Annotated in this window: 6 protein-coding genes; 4 read left to right on the top strand and 2 right to left on the bottom strand. The window is 72.8% G+C overall.

All coding sequences use genetic code 11. The annotated features are described in order from the left end of the window. Nucleotides 1-33 precede the first annotated feature (33 nt). Both ACZ4W5_RS19690 and ACZ4W5_RS19685 read right to left on the bottom strand, forming a co-directional pair. The gene (locus tag ACZ4W5_RS19690) at nt 34-3870 is read right to left on the bottom strand and encodes a hypothetical protein (protein WP_465655816.1); all 3837 of its coding nucleotides are present in this window, start codon (nt 3868-3870) and stop codon (nt 34-36) included. A gap of 3 nt (nt 3871-3873) precedes the next feature. Next, nucleotides 3874-7551, bottom strand: a complete 3678-nt coding sequence (locus ACZ4W5_RS19685; protein WP_465655814.1) for a PLL family lectin — start codon at nt 7549-7551, stop codon at nt 3874-3876. A 772-nt stretch (nt 7552-8323) separates the two neighbouring features. Between ACZ4W5_RS19685 and ACZ4W5_RS19680 the strand changes: the two genes are divergently transcribed. The 4 genes from ACZ4W5_RS19680 to ACZ4W5_RS19665 all read left to right on the top strand — a co-directional run bounded on the left by ACZ4W5_RS19680 (nt 8324) and on the right by ACZ4W5_RS19665 (nt 17664). After that, entirely contained in the window at nt 8324-13987 is a 5664-nt protein-coding gene (locus ACZ4W5_RS19680) for a PA14 domain-containing protein (protein ID WP_465655812.1), read from the top strand. A 119-nt stretch (nt 13988-14106) separates the two neighbouring features. After that, complete coding sequence (locus ACZ4W5_RS19675; protein ID WP_465655810.1) at nt 14107-15165, top strand: ricin-type beta-trefoil lectin domain protein; 1059 nt, start codon at nt 14107-14109, stop codon at nt 15163-15165. A 206-nt stretch (nt 15166-15371) separates the two neighbouring features. Continuing rightward, the gene (locus tag ACZ4W5_RS19670; RefSeq protein WP_465655808.1) at nt 15372-16697 is read left to right on the top strand and encodes a Tim44 domain-containing protein; all 1326 of its coding nucleotides are present in this window, start codon (nt 15372-15374) and stop codon (nt 16695-16697) included. Between the two features lie 49 nt (nt 16698-16746). After that, nucleotides 16747-17664, top strand: coding sequence for an alpha/beta fold hydrolase (locus ACZ4W5_RS19665; RefSeq protein ID WP_465655806.1), 918 nt, complete (start codon nt 16747-16749; stop codon nt 17662-17664). The last annotated feature ends 128 nt before the right edge of the window (nt 17665-17792 follow it).

Raw genomic sequence — 17792 nt, 5'->3', positions numbered from 1 at the left:
GCTTCTCCCGTGGTGGAGGTGCGGCGGCGTCCGTCACCACGTTCCCAGTGGCACGACGTCGAGGAAGACCGGCCGCCCGGTGGCACTGCCGGTGGGCACGGGTTCGAGCTCGAACTCCCGGACCACCAGGCGCTGGGCCCGCTGCCCGGTGTCCGGAAGGCTGATCACGTTGGTCTGTCCGAGCACGGCGGAGGCCGTCAGCACGGTGGACCAGCCGGTGACGCCGTCCGGCGCCGTTACCCCGGGGTCCTGGACCTGGAGTTCGGTCCGGACGGTGTTCCCGGCCCCGCCCGGCCCGAGACCCTCCAGGACGACGCTCGCCCGCCCCGCGCTCCGGGTGACCGTCAGCCGTCGCTGCGGGGCGAGTTGGACGGGTTCGGTCAGCACCACCGGCGAGACGTCGGGGACGCGGGCGAGGGTGTACGGCTGGTAGCGGGCCAGGGCGAGCCGGACGAACGGGAAGTAGGAGGAGGCGACCACCGGCGCCAGGTCCAGGTCGGCGAACCAGCGGTCGCCCTCGGCGTCGAACTCGACCGGGTAGAGGGCGGCGTCCAGTTGGCGCTGCAGCTCGGGGAGGGTGACCTGGGCCCGCTGCGCCGCGTTGACCTGGGCAGCGGTGAGGACGGCGGGCGGCGCCCCGGTGTCCCGGATCGGGTCGCGTCCGGCGACCGTGACGTACCGCAGGGCGTCGGGGAGCACCGGCCCGGGCGGGAAGGTGAGGACGGCCAGGGCCTCGTCGTTGCCCGAGACGTACCAGGGCCGGTCGAGCAGGACCCGGAGGCCGCCGCCGTGGCGCAGCCGGGTGAGCGACCGCTGCCCGTCGGTGGTCCTGGTCCAGCCGAACGACGGGACGCAGCGGACCAGTCGGGGGGCGGGCGGGCGTACGGTGCTCGGCACGTCGAGGTCGGCGAGTTGCCCGGTGGAGGTGCAGGCGCCGGGGTCGGAGGCGAGGACGCGGGCGAAGCAGTCCTCGAAGCGGGACACGGCCGTCACGGTGTAGCTCACGTGGTGGTGGCGGGTGTCGCCGAACTCCTGGCGGATCTCCGGGACCGCCTCCAACAGCGCCAGGTGCTGGACCTCGTAGGAGCCGACGTGTGCCGTCCGCCGGGTGGTGGTGGGTGCGGCGGGCGGGTTGTCGTCCTGGTCGGTCCACTCGGCGTGCAAATCGATCCGCCCGGTGCTCGGGATGTCGATCGCGAGGTTGTCCCGGCCGAGGACGGTGTCGCGGTCGCCGGGCCCCCGTTGGGCCGTCAGCTTCCCGCCCGGGTCCCTGAGGGGGCGTTGCACCGCGTGCACCAGGGTGACGGTGCGCGGCGGGGTGATCAGGCGGTTCCGGCCGGCGACGATGTTCTGGAAGGCCGAGTCGTGCGGCACCGACGGGTTGACGCCCTGCCAGAGGGCGATGCCGAACAGGGCGACGTCGTCGTAGCCGGGGCAGGACGGGATGTCGAAGGTCACCTGCTCGGCCGGGCCGAGCGCGACCGTGACGTGGCGCGGGTCGGTCCGGCTGACCGTGCAGCCGCTCGCGGCCGCCTCCAGCCGGACGGACGCGGTCTGCAGGTCGGGCCAGGCGCCCTGCCAGATGGCGATCACTGCCTTGTCGGGCGGGACGATTTCCCCGGGCCGGCCGGTGCGGGGGTCGATCGGCCGGGGCCGGGCGTTCAGTGCGGCGCAGACGCCGCTCCGGTCGGCCAGCCAGGGCAGTGCCGCGTCGGTCTCGGGCACGATGACGTACGGGGACGGCACGGCCGGTCCGGCGGGGACGGTCCGCGCGCCCGGGATGTCGGTGAGCTCGCGGTCGGCCCGGGTGGCGATGTCGAAGAGCCCGGTCACCACGGCGTCGGGCACCGCAGGGCCCAGCGCGGCGTCGAAGGCGCCGTCGTACTGCATCGCCAGGGCGAACGAGCACTTCGCCGGGAGCAGGTGCCGCAGGTCGTAGGGGCGGTAGCCGTGGAGGGTCGCGTAGTCGGCGGCGGAGATGCCGCGGTCGCTGCGGATGACCATCCGGTCCTGGCCGTCGCCGTCGTCCCACTCCCTGGTGGGCGCCAGTTCCGGGGGCGGCAGCGGCTCGAAGCGGTAGTAGGTGATCGGGTCCGACCGGGCCTCGGTGGGGCCGACCTCCTCGACGCGCGGTCCGCCGCCGGCGAGGTCGGCGAGCCGGACCCGGACCCGGTACGTGCGGCCGAACCGCAGCCGCGGCAGGGAGCCGGGGTCGCACTCCACGGTGGTGTCGAGGGCCGAGGCCACCGGGGTGGGCATGGTGTCCCCGGTGCCGGTGACCCGTTCGGGCCGCTGGGCCACCTGGCTCCAGCCGTCCCAGCGGGCCACGATCTCGTGCAGGTACAGCGTGTCGGCGTCGCCGAAGCCGGTGACCACCGCGCCGGGGCGCAGGTAGCCCTCGTCCAGCAGGCCGTCCGGCAGCAGCGGCACTCCGCCGACGGTGTAGTGCACCCGGCGTCGGCACAGCGAGTGCCAGGTCTGGTGCTTGTCGTCGAACACGTCCATCCGGTAGCCGCCGAGGAGGGAGTCCGCGAGCAGGGCCGAGGCCATCAGACCGGCCGGGGTGGAGCGCTGCTGCGCCCGCCGGATCTGCTTGCCGTGCTCCTCCTGCCGCGCCCGGTCGACCAGGGCGAAGCCCGTCGAGTGCAGTGCGGGCAGCGCCCCGACCGGGACCGGGGAGTTCCCGTCGGGCGGGGCCGACGAGGCGTCCGACCGGGCCGTGCTGACCAGCCGCAGGGCGGCACCGTCCACGTCGAAGGACAGCAGCTCGAAGCGGGGGTTCGCGGAGGGTGCGAGACGGGCGCCGGTCAGCGGCAGCAGGCCGTCGCTGAACCCGGTGGAGGTCGGGCCGTCGACGGAGGAGGGCACGAAGCGGGTGCCGGTCAGGGTGTAGGCGGTGGCGGGGGAGAGGTCGGTCTGGGTGGCCGCGCCCCAGCCGGGCAGCGGGTGCGGGCCCGGGGCGGGCCACAGCGGCACCACGCTGAGCTCCGCCGGGTGAGCCTGGTCCACCGGGGTGAGCGCGGAGGCCGGGACGGCGAGGTCGAGCAGCAGACCGAGTGCCCGCAGGACGACGGGGTGGTCGGCCAGGTGGGTGACGGTCTGGTGGAACTCGGGCACGGGCGCGGCGTCGGGGGCGAACCGGCGTGGTGGCGCGGTGGTGCCGGGGGCGCCGCGCCGGTAGAAGGCGTAGGCCTGGGCGAGCGCCGGCGTGGCACCGGTCGGGACGTCAGTGGGGGCGGCGTCGGTCGGGGCGGCGTCGGCCGGGGCTCCGACGGGCGCCAGCAGGCCGGGCTGCCATTGGTCGGCGATCGCGCGCAGCGCGGCCCGGAGCCCGGGGTGGCTCTCCGGCGCCGCGCCTCGGTGTGCGGCGTGGGCCTGGGCGGTGGCGGTGTAGATGCCCTTGACGTCGGTACCGGCCTGGCCGGCCGGGAAGGCCGTGGTGTCGCGCCCGTCGAAGCCGCTCGGCCGGTACGGCTCCACCGGCATCGTGCCGGTGATCAGGGCGTGCCAGACGGCGAGTTGCCGCTCCGGCGGGAACTGGACGGTGCTTCCGTCGAGGGCGGTGTACGGGATGCGCACGGACCGCAGTGACCGTCCGGCGCGGCGGATGTCGAAGCCCGTGACGGCGAGCCACTTCGGCCAGTCCTGCAGCCCGAAGTCCGTGACGGTGAGCGCCGTTCCGGCCGGGCCGATCAGGCGCGGTGTCAGCAGCACCGACAGCAGCGCCATCGGTTCGGACTGCCCGGGGACGGCCGTCACCCGGCCCGCCGGGATCACCGTCCAGACGAACTGCCGCTCCAGGCCGGTCGAGTCGTGCGGGCCGGTCGAGTTTTGTGCGCCGGTCGAGTCGTGCGGGCCGGTCGATGACATGGCTCACTCCCCTGCGAAGGCCCGGCAGTAGGTCTGCCACGGGAAGGACTGCCCCTGCGGTCCGAGCGCGGCCCGGACCGAGGGGTCCGCGGTGGCCGGGGCGCCGGGGAGGGTGGCGCGTTGTCCGACGGAGGGCGGGCAGTTGCCGAAGCACTTGTGGCACTCCAGCGTGAAGGACTTGGAGAAGAAGGTCAGGTCCACGGTGACCACGAGCCGCGCCGAACCGCTCAGCGACCCGCTGGTGGCGTCGTACGTCAGGGCGAGGGTCAGCTCGATCGAGACGCTGATCAGCCCGAGCAGGGAGACGCTGCCGCCGATCCGCAGATAGCCGGTGACCTCGGTGTCGGTCCCGTTCTTGGCGAACACGACGCCGCCGAAGACGTGCACCTCCGCGGAGACGATGACGAAGTCCATCGCGATGGCGGCGCCGAACTCGATCCCGCCGGTGAAGCGTTGCAGGCCGCTGTCGGCCCCGCCGGCGCTCAGGCCGAGTTCCAGGTACCCGCCGCCGCCGAAGCCGGACACCGTGACCAGGAACGGCCGCTCCCGGGTGCCGAACGCGAAGTCCATCAGGAGGGGCCGGCCGGTCAGGGAGAGCGTGACGCCGACCTGGATGGTCAGGTTCTGCAGGCTGAACACCAGCAGGCCGAGGCTGGGGACGGCGACGGTGTACGAGGCCGTGATGCCGGTGGCCGAGGGGTCGATCCTCGGGCCGTCCTCCCCGAACGAGAGGTACCGCTCCAGGGTGGCGAGGAAGCCGAGGTCCCCGCCGAGTGTGACGTCCGAGAGCCGGACCTTGAGGTCCAGCCGTTTGCCGGGGTCGGCGGTGAAGGTCACCGACGGGAAGGTGAGGGTGACGTACGCGGGGGCGTTCGGCTCGGGGACGATCAGCCGGAAGTCCGTGATCACCCCGGTGGCGTGCATCTCCGCTCTGCCGTTGACCAGTTGGGACCTCACGTCGATGCTCAACGAGCAGTCGGGGCCGGGGTGGAACGGTCCGGCGTCCTTCGCCAGCCCCTGGTGCCAGGTCAGCTCCGCGGACGGGGTGGGCGTGCCCTCCCCGGTCCAGACGAGCGTCGGCGGGGCGGAGACGGCCTTGATCAGGCTGCTCAGCGGGACGACGCCGAACAGGGTGGCATCCGGGGCGAACAGCTTGGTGGGATCGGTCCGGAAGGCGTCGCTGACGGCCGGCCCGAGCGTGCGGGAGATCTGCGACACGGTCATGTTGGGCGCCGACAGCCCGCCGACCCGGGCCCCGGCGGCCCCGAAGTCGAGCGGCAGGGGCGTCACGAGCTGGAGCAGCGCGTCGGGTGCCGGGCTGCCCCAGGGCGTGTCGACGAGCGCCTTCGAGACGGTGGCGGGCAGCGCCGGGAGCGGGCCGAGGAGCCGGCGGACGGCCGGCAGGCCGACGGCGAGCTGGGTGACCTGCGGGTAGAAGCCGACTCCGCTGGGGGAGAGCCCGGCACCGGTCCCGCCGAAGGTCATCGACTGCACCTCCTGCACCGCGCCCTCCACGGCTCGGGTCGCCGATGCCATGGCGAGCGGGACGCGGACGCCGAGGTCGGACAGCGGGCGGCCGGGGTTCGCGAAGGGCCCGGTGTGCGGGCCCGTCCCGTAGATCCGGTCGAGCGCCGCGCCGTGGTCGGCGCCGGTGGCGGCGTCCTCGACGAACAGCAGCGGCAGGTGCAGCTCCACGGACTGCTGCCCGGCCGTGGCCTGGAGGGTGAACACCACCGGGGCGCCGCCCCTGGTCGGCCAGAAGCACCTCGGCGGGATGGCCGAGGAGTCCGCCGGGATCCAGGAGGCGTCGTCGAGGCCGCCGGTCTGCCCGGGGTCGATCGAGACGCTCTGGAACGGGAACCGGCGCTCGTGCGGGCCGCCCGCGCCGATGCCGTAGTCGTCGCGGACGGGTTCGGTGACGATCAGGAACGCCTTGCGGTGCAGGGCGGCCACCGAGGGGTCCGTGCCGTCGAACCGGCGGTCGGAGACCTCGATGTAGGCGGCCCGGTGGCCGAACGGGAACAGGGCGCCGGGGACGGACACCTTGACGTGGAAGTCCCGGCCGAGCGCGGCGTCGTGGGCCCACTCCAGCCGGGGCCAGTGGGCGGCGGCGGAGAACCGGGCACCGTAGGCGCTGAGGATCAGTCGGTCGACGGTGAGGGGCACGGCCGGGGAGGCGGCGGCGGCCGAGATGATCCTGTCGTACCAGGTGTCCAGCGGAGTGCCGTGGTCGGTGCCGTCGGCCAGGGAGCGCAGGGGATGCGCCGTCAGGTGCCCGTCCGGGCCGGTGATCCGGCTGTGCCACAGTTCGGTGCCGCCGGCCGCGCCGGTGGCGGGCAGGGTGCGGTGGGTGCACCGGGCGTCCGGCTGGAGGGCGAGCAGCAGGTTCCAGGGGACTTCGAGCCGGGCCAGGAGGTCGGCGGTGGTGGCCGTCGTGACGAGCAGCGGCAGCCGGTTCATCGCGTCGAGCAGGCCGGCCACGGTGAGGGTGACCGGATCCGCGCCGACGGCGAAGCACAGGGTCGACGGCCCGGCCAGGAAGCCCCGGGGCGGCTGTCCGGACTCCACCACCGTCTCGGCCAGGTGCTGCGGGGGGACGTCCACCAGCAGGTGCCCGCCGCCCGGGTCGGCGACCAGTTGCACCGTGCCGTCGGGGAGCGTCCGCTGGTGCAGGCCCTGGCTCCGGACCGTCAGGGTGACCAGGTCCTCGGGGCGCAGCACGGGGTAGCTGTCCGTGGGCGCGGCCGGCAGGTCGAGGAGCTGCCAGTCCTGCCAGCCGCGGTCGAAGCGGCGGTGCATCAGGGCGGTGCCGGACCAGACGGCGAACACGTCGAGGCGGCCGCCGCCGGAGGCGACGGCGGCCAGCCGGGCGTCGGTCGGGCCCCGTGTGCTGGTCGGGGCCCCGGCGGTGAGGTCGCCGCCGAGCTGCTCCCAGCCGAGCCAGGGGGCCAGGGCGGAGTGGTGGAGGCCGTGGTCGCCGCCGAGGAAGACGTCACGCTCCGTCGCGGCGAGGCAGGTGAAGGAGCGTTCGTCGCCGTCGGGGAGCGGACCGAGCGCCTCCCAGGGCGGTGGCTGGTGTGTCGGCGGGGTGTCGCCCTCCAGGCGGGCGTGGAGCAGGAGGTGTTCGCGGGGGTCGGTGAGGAGGAGGTCGACTAGGCCGGGTGCGGTGGCCGTGGCCGTGGCCGCGAGGTGGCCGGGTGGTCGCTCGCCCGTGCGGAGCACAATTGGCCCCTTGCTCGGGTGGGCGTGCAGATGCTCCCAGGTGGGGGCGCCGGTGTCCGGGAGGGTTTCCAGGACGAGGTGGACCTCGCCGGGCCGGCCCGGCACGACCGTGAAGCCGGTCACCGGGCCACGGCCCAGGGCGGGGGCGCCGAGTGACGTCCAGTGCGGGTGCTCCCCGGCGCCCGGGCGCAGGCACCACAGCTCGCCGTCGGCACCGAGGGCGAACACCTCGACCGGGCGGCCTTCGACCGCTGTCGCGCTCAGCCAGTTGAAGCCGGGGGCGCCGGTGGCCCCGGGGGTGCCGGGCGCGGGCCAGGGGCGGTCCAGGGTGTGCCAGGGGTGCCAGCCGCCGTCGAAGGCCTGGTGCCGTACGGTGCCGTCCTCCGCGCCGACGAAGAGGTGGAGTCTGCCGTGCCCTGGCGAACAGACGGCCAGGGCCCGTGCCGGGTGGGTGTGCATCGGGCGCCCCCAGCAGATTGAACACAGCAGATGAACGCAGCGGATGAACGCAGCACATGGACACGGCGGATTGACGCCGTGCCGGTCGGCGGGGGCGGAGTACGGACTGCCGGGGCCCGCCAACTCGCGGTGCTTCCAGGCTATTCCCGGTTCGGATGCGGATCAATTCCTGGCCCTGGCCTTGGTCCTGGCCCGCTGCCCCGGCCCGCCGTCCGGGCCGGGCGGCGTCACTGCGCGTAGGCGGACCGGGGACCGCGCCGACGGTCGCGCGCCATCGGCCGGGTGCTCGACGGGCCGTACGGTTCCGGCCAATTGGGGCACCCGCGCCGGGCGGTTCCACAACTCCGCTTAGGGATGCCCAGGGGCACGATCTTTACCATGTCCCTGACAGGAGGGCCGGCGGTGACGGCCGGGCCCTGCGGCGGGTGTTCCGTTTGGCGGCCCGGAGATCCGGTGGTTCCGGCCAAGGTGCACGGCACCTGTTCCCCGGGGCCCGCCGGTCCCGGAGGATGCCAGTCGTTGCGTATGCCTCCCGGTCGGGAGTGCAGGAGCGTTGGCCCGCGCCCTGACGTGTCGCGGGTTCCGGCGGGCGTCGACGGCGTTGGAGGGGGCCTTGTCCAGAGGTGCCGGCATGGCGCGGGGGTCCGCGCGCTCGTGGTTCCGGTGGGTCGTGTTCATGGTGGCGACGGTGTTGGTGGCTTCGCTGGCCCAGGCGGGAGGCCTGCCATCGGCGCAGGCGTCGGCGTCCGCGCCCCTGCCCGAGCCCGCATCCGTGCCCGAGTCCGCCCCGGCGAGGACGGTCCCACGGGACCTGCCGATCCTGTCGGTCCCGTCGGCGGCCGAGCAGAAGCCGCAGGCCGAGGTGGGGCAGCCGAAGGCCGACTTCGCGCCCTTGGCGACGGGCGGGCATCCCCGGCCCGGCGCGCGCGGATCCGTGCGCGCCGCAGCCCCGGCGGCGCCGCAGACCAGTCTGGTGTCCCCGGTCGACGGTGCCGTGGTGGGTACGGAGACGCCCGCGCTGCAGGTGGCCGCGGCCGGTGACGGCGTCCTCTACTGCTTCAAGATCTCCACCGGGTTCGACGGCCGTTCGGGCAGCGTGGTGGACTCCGGCTGCCTCGACCAGCCGCAGTGGACGGTCCCCAAGCACGTGCTGCACGACGGCGGCCGCTACACCTGGACGGCGGCCACCGCGGTGTCCGGCGGGACGACCGCGACGCCGCCGCAGTGGGTCGGGCACTTCACGGTCAACCAGCGGGTCGGCGACCCGGGGCCGGCACCGACCGACCACCTGGGCCCGGTGACGGTGAACCTGTTCAACGGCAACGCCCACGTCGAGGCCGCCGGGCCGGCCTTCCGGACTGTCGGCGGATCGGCGGGGGTGAACCTCGCCTACAACTCCCGGGAGGGCGCCCCGCACGGCGTCCGCACGTCGTACTTCAACGACTCCCGGCACTCGGGCACCCCGGACGCGATCCCCGTGATGGTGCGCGGCGAGTCACAGGTCAACCTGGACTGGGGCATCCCGTGGACCGGCAACCCGGACAACCTGCCGTGGCGTGACAACCCGATGCCGCCCGCCCTGGACAAGAACTGGTTCGTCGTGCGCTGGGAAGGCCAGTTCAAGGCCCCGGTCACCGGGGACTTCCGGTTCGCCGGCGCCCACACCGACGGCGCCCGGATCTGGCTGGGCGACAAGCTCGTCTACGACAACCCCGGGCCCGCCGAGCCCGGCGACGACTTCCTGCTGCCCGGCCCGCGCCAGGACCACGACCTCGCGTTGAAGGCCGGCCAACTGGTGCCGATCCGGGTCGAGCTGTACCACCACTCCGACCAGCGTCCGCGCATGGTGCTGTGGGCCAAGAGCAGCACCGGCACCGACGACCAGCGCGCCCACAACCTGGATCCGAGGATCGTGCCGACGGAGTGGCTGTTCTCCGCGGATTCGCAGGCGCTCCCGGCGGGTTGGACGCTGTCGGCGCAGTCCAGCGGCTACAGCCGGGCCGAGATGCTGGACGGCTCGGTGGTGCTCACTGACGGCGCCGGCGGCAAGCACACCTGGGCCAAGGCCTCCACCGGCGGCTACGCGCCGCCGGTCGGCGAGGACGGGGTGCTCGCCTTCGACACCTCGGGCCGGATCACGCTCACCGAGGGCGACACCGTGTCGCTGTTCAACCCCGACGGCACCCTGGCGGCGGTGGAGTCGGTGCTGGACGGCAAGAAGCCGGCCGCACTGCAGTACGGCTACAGCGGGACGCCACCGCGGCTGACGCAGATCAAGGACCCGGTCTCCGGCCGGTCGCACCAGCTCTTCTACAACACCGACGGCAGCGACGGCTGTTACGGCGGAGTGCCCCGCCCGCCCGGCTCCGACCCGGCCCCGCCGCAGATGCTGTGCCGGGTCCGGTACTGGGACGGCAGCGAGACCAGGCTCTGGTACCAGATGGGCACCCTGGCCCGGGTCGAGAACCCCGGCGCGGTCATGCAGGACTTCGACTACCTGGGCCGGGCCTCGGCCAAGCAGCGCTACGACGAGGCCGGGGACAACGAGGAGGAGAAGCAGAAGGCCCTGGACAGCATCGGGCCGCTGGCCACCATCCGGGGCAGTCTGGCCTACGACTGGGTGGCGCACCAGGCCCCGTCCGCGGCGAACGGCTGCACCAACACCGGTGACACCGCCGCCGCCTGTACGGTGATCGGCTACGACTCCGTGACCGAACAGCCCCAGGAACCGCCCGCCCTGCGCGCGGTGCAGGTGCTGGCACCGGCCCCGGACGGCCGCTCCGGCGACAAACGCGCCGAGCACTTCTACCAGTACTACCTGGAGCGCAAGCAGGCCACCGTGGCCCTGGCCGGGGTGTACGACTCCACCCGCTCCCGCACCGTCACCTACGACGACGCCGGACGCACCCTGGTCACCACCGACTTCACCGGGGCGAGCATCGCCGCGGAGTGGAACACCAAGGACCAGGCCACCGCGGCCGTCGACAGCGCCGGCCGACGCTCCACCACGGTCTACGACCACGCCGACCGCCCGGTCGACAAGTACGGGCCCGCACCGGCCTCCTGCTTCACCGGCCAGACCCCGACACCCGCGTGCGCGGCGACGATGCCGCACACCCGCACCAGCTATGACGAGGGCTTGGCGGGGCTGTCGGCCGCCTTCTACGACAACCCGGAACTGGCGGGCGTCCCGACGGTGTTCGCCACCGGGGTCGGCGCCGCGGACGGGGCACTGTCACGGTCGTGGGGAACGAGCCCACCGGTGCCGAACACTGGTGGCTGGTCCGGGCGCTTCACCGGCGAGTTGCAGTTCCCGGCCGCCGGGCAGTACGGCCTCGGGTTCACCGCGGTCGACGGAGTCCGCCTCTGGGTCGACGACGTCCTGACCGTCGACGGCTGGGGCGACAAACCCGCCACCGCGGTCACCGGCACGTACGCCAACAGCACGGCCGGCAGCTGGCACCGGGTCCGCGTCGACTACTACAACCGCTCCGGCACGACGGGGGCCCTGGCCTTCACCTGGACCCCGCCCGGGGCCGGTGCCCCGGCCCCGGTGCCCGGCACGAACCTCGCGCCCCGCTACGGCTGGGCGACGGGCACCACCACCGACGACACCTCCGGCGGCGGCCAGGAGCGGGCACCGTCCAAGCACAGCACCAGCAGCTACTCGGACCCGGCGGCGGGCATCGACCCGGCGTACGGGCTCACCGTGTCCACCACGGGTGATCCCGGCGGACTGGGTCTGACCGCCCGAACCAGCTACGAGCGCCCGGGCGAGGGATACCTGCGCAAGCTGGCCTCGGCCATGCCCGCCGGTGACCTCGCCAACCCCGACAAGCGCAACACGACCGTCTACTACGGCGACTCCGAGACCCGCGCCAACCCCTGCGACCCGAGCGCTCCGGCCGCCAACCAGGGCGGCATGGCCAGGACCGCCACCGCGGCCAAGCCGGGCAGCGGGGCGGCGCTCACCGGCGAGACGGTGTACGACGAGGCCGGCCGAGTCGTCGCCGAACGTGTCAACGACGAAGCGTGGACCTGCACCGCCTACGACGCCCGCGGACGGGTGGTCAAGCGGAGTTCTCCGGCCTACGGGGACAAGCCCGCACGCACCGTCACCACCGACTACGCCGTCGGCGGTGACCCGCTGACGGCGAGGACGACCGACGAGAACGGCTCGATCACCACGGCGATCGACCTGCTCGGCCAGGAGGTCGGGTACACCGACGCCAACGGCGTCACCTCCACCTCCACCTACGACCAGGTCGGGCGCCTGATCACGGACACCACCACCGTCAAGGGCGTGACCAGCACGGTGGCGTACGCCTGGAACGACGCCAACCAGTTGACCGACGTCAAGGTGGACGGGACCACCGTCGCCACCCCCTCCTACGACGCGGCCACCGAACTGGCCGGAGTCGCCTACGGCAACGGATCCCGCCTGGACTCGCTGGCCCGCAACGGATCGGGCAAGCCGACGGCGCTGACGTGGAGGACAGCCGCGTCCACCGTGGTCGACACGGTGACCCGCTCTCGGGACAACCGTGTCACCGACGACGTGGTGACGGCGGACGGGAAGCCCGCCGCGAACTACTCCTACACCTACGACGCCGTGGGCCGACTCGTCGCGGCGGTCGTCCCGCACCACCGACTCACCTACCGGTTCGACCCGGCCGACGGCTGCGGACCGGCGCAGACGGCGGGGTCGAACACCAACCGCACCGCATTCACCGACAGCCGCGACGGCGGCCTCGCGGTCACCACCGTCTACTGCTACGACGGTGCCGACCGGTTGACGTCCACCAGCGGCGGCCTGACCCTGGCCCTCGCCTACGACACCCACGGGGACACGGTCAGACTCGGGGACGATGCCCTGGGTTACGACTCCACCAGGCGGCACATCCAGACCACGACCGCGTCCGGTACCACCATCTCGTACACCAGGGACCCGGCCGACAGGTTGACGGCCCGTACCGTCACCGGCGCCACCGACGCAGCGAAGAACGGAACCACCCGCTACTCCTACAGCTCCAAGCACGACGACGCGGACCTCGTCCTGGACAAGGACGGCAAGCTGCTGCAACGCATCGTCGCGCTGCCCGGCGGGGTCCTGCTGACCAAGAACTACGACAAGGCCGCCACCACCAACTGGTCCTACCCCAACATCCACGGAGACGTGCTGTTCACCGCGGACGGGGCCGCCACTCGCACCGGTGACATCCGCCTCTACGACCCGTACGGCCAGAACATCGACCCCGGTACGGGTGCCTTCACCGACATCCCCGCCCCCGCGACGGTCGCCGGCGGGATGGACTTCGGGTGGCTGGGCCAGCACGAGCGGCCGGTGGAGCACCTGGCCGGCCAGCAGGCGATCGAGATGGGCGCACGCGTCTATCTGCCGGTCCTGGGGCGGTTCCTGCAGGTCGACCCGGTACCGGGTGGGTCGGCCAACGACTACGACTACGTCAACGCGGACCCGGTCAACGGCCTGGACCTCGCCGGAACGTTCAGTTGGAAGTCGGTGGTCCGCGTCGGCACCACCGCAGCGGAAGTGGTGGCCTTCGTGCCGGGTCCGATCGGGACGGTCGCCTCCGGGGTGGCCGTGGCCGGTCAGCTGGCGCAGGGCAACAAGCAGGCCGCGGCGATGGACGCGCTGGGCATGATCCCCGGCGGCAAGCTCGCCGGCACCCTCGCCAGGGACGCTGCCAAGGAATCCTCGACACTCGGCAAAGCAGCCGAGGCCGTCGAGAGGTCGTGCAATTCCTTCGCGCTCGACACCCAGGTCGTGATGGCCGACGGCACTGTCAAATCGATCGGCGACGTCCACGAAGGAGACCAGGTCCGGGCAACGGACCCGGCGACCGGCCACACCGCGGCTGAACCCGTCGCGGACGTGATCACCGGTCAAGGCACCAAGCACCTGATCGACATCGGCATCGAGGGCCCGCAAGCGGTGACGATCACCGCCACGGACGGCCACCCCTTCTGGATCCAGGGTCACGGCTGGGCCGATGCCGGGGAGATCAGGACCGGTGACCTCATTCGTGGTGGGCCCGGCTCCGGGGTCGTCCGGGTCGCCACGGTCCACGACCGCGGCGAGGTCGTCGGCCAGACCGTCCACAACCTCTCCGTCAGCGGCGTCCACACGTACTACATCCAGGCCGGGGCGGCCCAGGTTCTGGTGCACAACTGCCCGGCCAAACGCCCCTCCACGCCGAACCAGATGAACCAGGAAGTGAACCTCGGGAGCGCCCCGTCGGGAGTCAAGCGGGTCGACAAAGGGATCATTCCGGGCGAGCAGGACCACGTTCACTTCACTGACGGAACGGCGTTGAACAGGGACGGGACCTGGAAGCACGACGGAAACGGAAGTCCGCGGCCGCCGACCAAGAGCCAGCAGAAGTGGCTGGAGGGGCACGGCTGGACGCTTCCGTGATCAATGAACCGCCTGGTCTTCGTCCCTTCCTCCGCAGAGTCCTGAGCGACGGTCAGAACGAAAGGATCCCACCGATGGAAACCACGCCTGCGAAGCACCCGAGACCCTCGTGGAGGAGGATGGCCGCCGTCGTCGTGGCACTGTTGGCGGCAGTGGGGCTCATGGCCGCCCCCGCCGCCGCGCGGGAGGAGAGCGGCACGTCGCTCACGGCGCTGATCCAGCTGACCTTCACCAACGTCAGCAACGGGAAGCAGCTGGACGTCCTGGACGGCAGCTACGACGACAACGCGCCCGTCTCGGTCAGCCCGGCGCCGGGGTCCGCCACGACGTGGCGTATCAACACGGGCATGAGCTTCGGCTCGGGGTTCGCCATCGTCAACAACACCACCGGCAAGTGCATGGACCTGACCACCGCCCGCTACCAGCTGCGGCAACAGCCGTGTGACGGGCGGGCGTCCGAGCAGTGGTACGTCCAGCCGGTTGCCGGATCGGCGCAGAAGGCGTTCAGGATCCGCCAGGTCGGCGACAACACCTGCCTGACGGTCCAGATACCGCCCGCCATGGACAACTGGGCGTACACCTACCGCTGCGACAACACGCCCTACCAGCAGTGGACGCTACCCGCCGAGGTCTACCAGACGGCGTGGAACATCGCCGTGGACTACGCGGCCGCCCGGTGCAACAAGGACACGGCGACCTGCTCGTGGTCCACGGCCAGCCAGACGCCGCCGTTCACGCTGCCGGAGGCGTGCGTCTCCCCGATCTGGTTCAACGACACCTCGACCACGATCCCGTGGGAGTTCTCGCTGAGCACCACCACGGGGTGGACCAACACCATCGGCTTCAAGCTGGGCGGGAGCCTGAGCGTCGGCGGAAACATCGGTCTCGCCAACGTCACGCTCGCAGTCACCGGCGAGATCAACGGTGCGACCACGGTGGACCTCAAACAGGAACTGGGCAGCAAGCTGACCGTGAGCGTGCCCCCGCGCCAGTACGGGTGGGTCACGCTGTCCGAACTGGCCACCAAGGCCACCGGGACCTGGACCTTCGACGCCCAGGGCTTCCCGTGGACCGCCGACGACACCATCACCGTGCCCCTCAAGTACGACACCAAGGGCGGCGCGAGCATCTACAGCGCACGGACCAGGCCCACCTTCACCAACTGCGCCGGAACGTAGCAGCGCCACCGGGCGCGGGGAGCCGGGCAGGGGGGTGTGGTGGCCAGGGCCACCACACCCCCTCGTCGCGTTGGGTGACCGGCCGGGGGCAGTGCGCGAAGGTGTCCGGCCGGCCCGACGGCGTGGGCGACGCTGCTTGTAGGCTCGTACGGAACAGCTCGGATTCTTGAAGGGGGAGCCCGGTGCGCGCCCGTCGGTGGACAACTGTGGTCGCTGGAGTCGTCACGCTGAGCAGCCCGGCGGTGGCGTACGCCCGCGGCGGGGGCGGTAGCCACGGGTTCAGCGGCGGGGGCAGCCATGGTGGTGGGGGCGGTGGCAGCCACGGCAGCGGCTTCCACGGCTCGACCGGCGGCGGCTTCGGTTTCGGTTTCGGCTCCGGAGTCGGCAGCGGTGGCGGCGGGCTCGTCCTCCTGCTGGTGATCGTGGCCGTCCTCCTCCTGGTCCTGTGGATCATGTACCGGCGCCGGAGGACGGCGCAGGCGGTCGGTCTGAACACGGTCTCGGACCGTACGGCGCACCGCGCGGACGAGCAGGCGCGCGAGCGCGCCGCCCAGGTCGGGGCCCGGGTCGACGCCATCGCCGACACGGACGCGACCTTCGACCGCGCCGCGCTCGAGAGCCGGGCCGTCTGGCTCTACGTGACCGCCCAGAACGCCTGGACCCGGCACGACCACGCCACGTTGCAGCAGATCCTGTCCCCGGTGCTCTACGGCAAGTGGGCCGACCAGCTGCGCGACTACGCGTCACGCGGCGAGGTCAACGTCGTGGAGATCGTCTCCGGCCCGGTGGTCGAGCTGGTCGACGTCGCGAATCGCGCGGGCGAGGAGAACGACACCGTCACCTTCCGGGTCACCGCGACGCTCCGGGACTACGTACGCCGCGGCGACGGCGCGGATGCCGTCCGAAAGGACGGCTCGACGCGACCGGTCGAGTACTGGACGCTGCGCAAGAACCGGGCCGGGGAGTGGATCGTGTCGTCGGTGGAGCAGGCGGCCGAGGGTGCGCACCACCTGACCGGTGCCATCGAGACGGACGGCTGGGACCAGAAGGAGGTCGCCCGCGAGGCGGTCCTCGAGGTGGCCGGCAGGACGGCGGTCCAGGGCGCGGGCGACATCCTGTCGCTCACCAACATCTCGTGGAGCACGGATGCCGACACCGCCGTCGGCGATCTGAGCGTGCTCGACGGCCGGTTCGACAAGGCGGTGCTCGAGGTGGCCGTCGAGCGGTTCCTCGAGGAGTGGGTGATGAACGACGGCAGCCTGGACTTCACCTCCGTCCGCACGGTCGACCGAACCGTCATGCGTGACGCCGTCGTCAGGTCCGTCACGGTGCGCTCGCTGGTCTCACGCGAGCCGATCGTCTTCCGCGTCGCGGTCGACGCGGAGGGCGTCTACTACGAGGTCGACCGTCGCACCGAGCAGGTGCTCCGCGGCGACGCGCGCGAGCGCCGGCCGATCACCTTCGCGTTCGACCTCCGGCTGGACGACACCTCGACCAAGGCGTGGACCGTGATCGCCACCCACGTGGAGTAGGGCGTCGAGGAAGCGGGCGTGACGTCAACTGGCATGCGAGCATGGCCGGATGACTGCGAGCATCGAAGAGGCACCCGAACTGCACCGGGTGACGACACCGGTTCTGGAGATCGCCTACCACCGGACCGGTGGGCGCCGCCGGGAGACCGACGCCCCGGTGATCCTGCTGCACGGCTTCCCCTACGACGTGCGGGCCTACGACGAGGTGGCGCGGCTGCTCGCCGAGGGCGGCCGGGAGGTGCTGGTGCCGTTCCTGCGGGGCTTCGGGCCGACCAGGTTCCTGGACGGGGGCACGCCGCGCAGCGGTGAGCAGGCGGCGCTCGGGCAGGACCTGGTGGACTTCATGGACGCGCTGGGGATCGACCGCGCCGTGCTCGCGGGCTACGACTGGGGCGGGCGGGCGGCCTGCGTCGTGGCGGCCACCAGCCCGGAGCGGGTCCACGGCCTGGTGGCGGCGGGCGGCTACACCGTCCAGGACATCGCGGGTGCGACGGAGCCGGCCGCCCCGGAGGCGGAGCACAACTTCTGGTACCAGTACTACTTCCACTCCGAGCGCGGGCGGCTGGGGCTGGAGCGCAACCGCGAGGAGCTGTGCCGGCTGCTCTGGCGGCTGTGGTCGCCGACCTGGGCGGGGGCGGAGGAGGCGTTCGCGGCCTCGGCGGCCAGTCTGCACAATCCGGACTTCGTCGCGGTGACGGTCCATTCCTACCGGCACCGCTACGGCCTGGTGGAGGGGGATCCGCGCTACCGGGCGCTGGAGGAGCGGCTGGCGGCCCGGCCGCCGGTCGGGGTTCCGACGGTGGTGCTGGTGGGCGGCGACAACGGGGTGATCGCGCCGGCCGACCAGACCGGCACCGAGCGGTTCACCGGTCCGTGCGAGCTGCGGACCCTGCCCGGGGTGGGGCACAACGTGCCGCAGGAGGCGCCGGCGGCCTTCGCCGAGGCGGTGCTGAGCCTGGGCTGCTGAGCCTGGGGTGGGGGGTGGGGGGGGGGGGGGGGGGCGGGGGGGCCCCCCCCCCCCCCGGGCGGGCGTTCGCCCTTCTTCCCGCCCCTTTTTTTTTTCTTTTGCCCCAAGCCCCCTAGGTCTAAAATGCC

It is taken from the genome of Kitasatospora sp. NPDC029367 (genome assembly GCF_055569135.1).
This window is presented reverse-complemented; position numbering and strand designations above follow the sequence as displayed.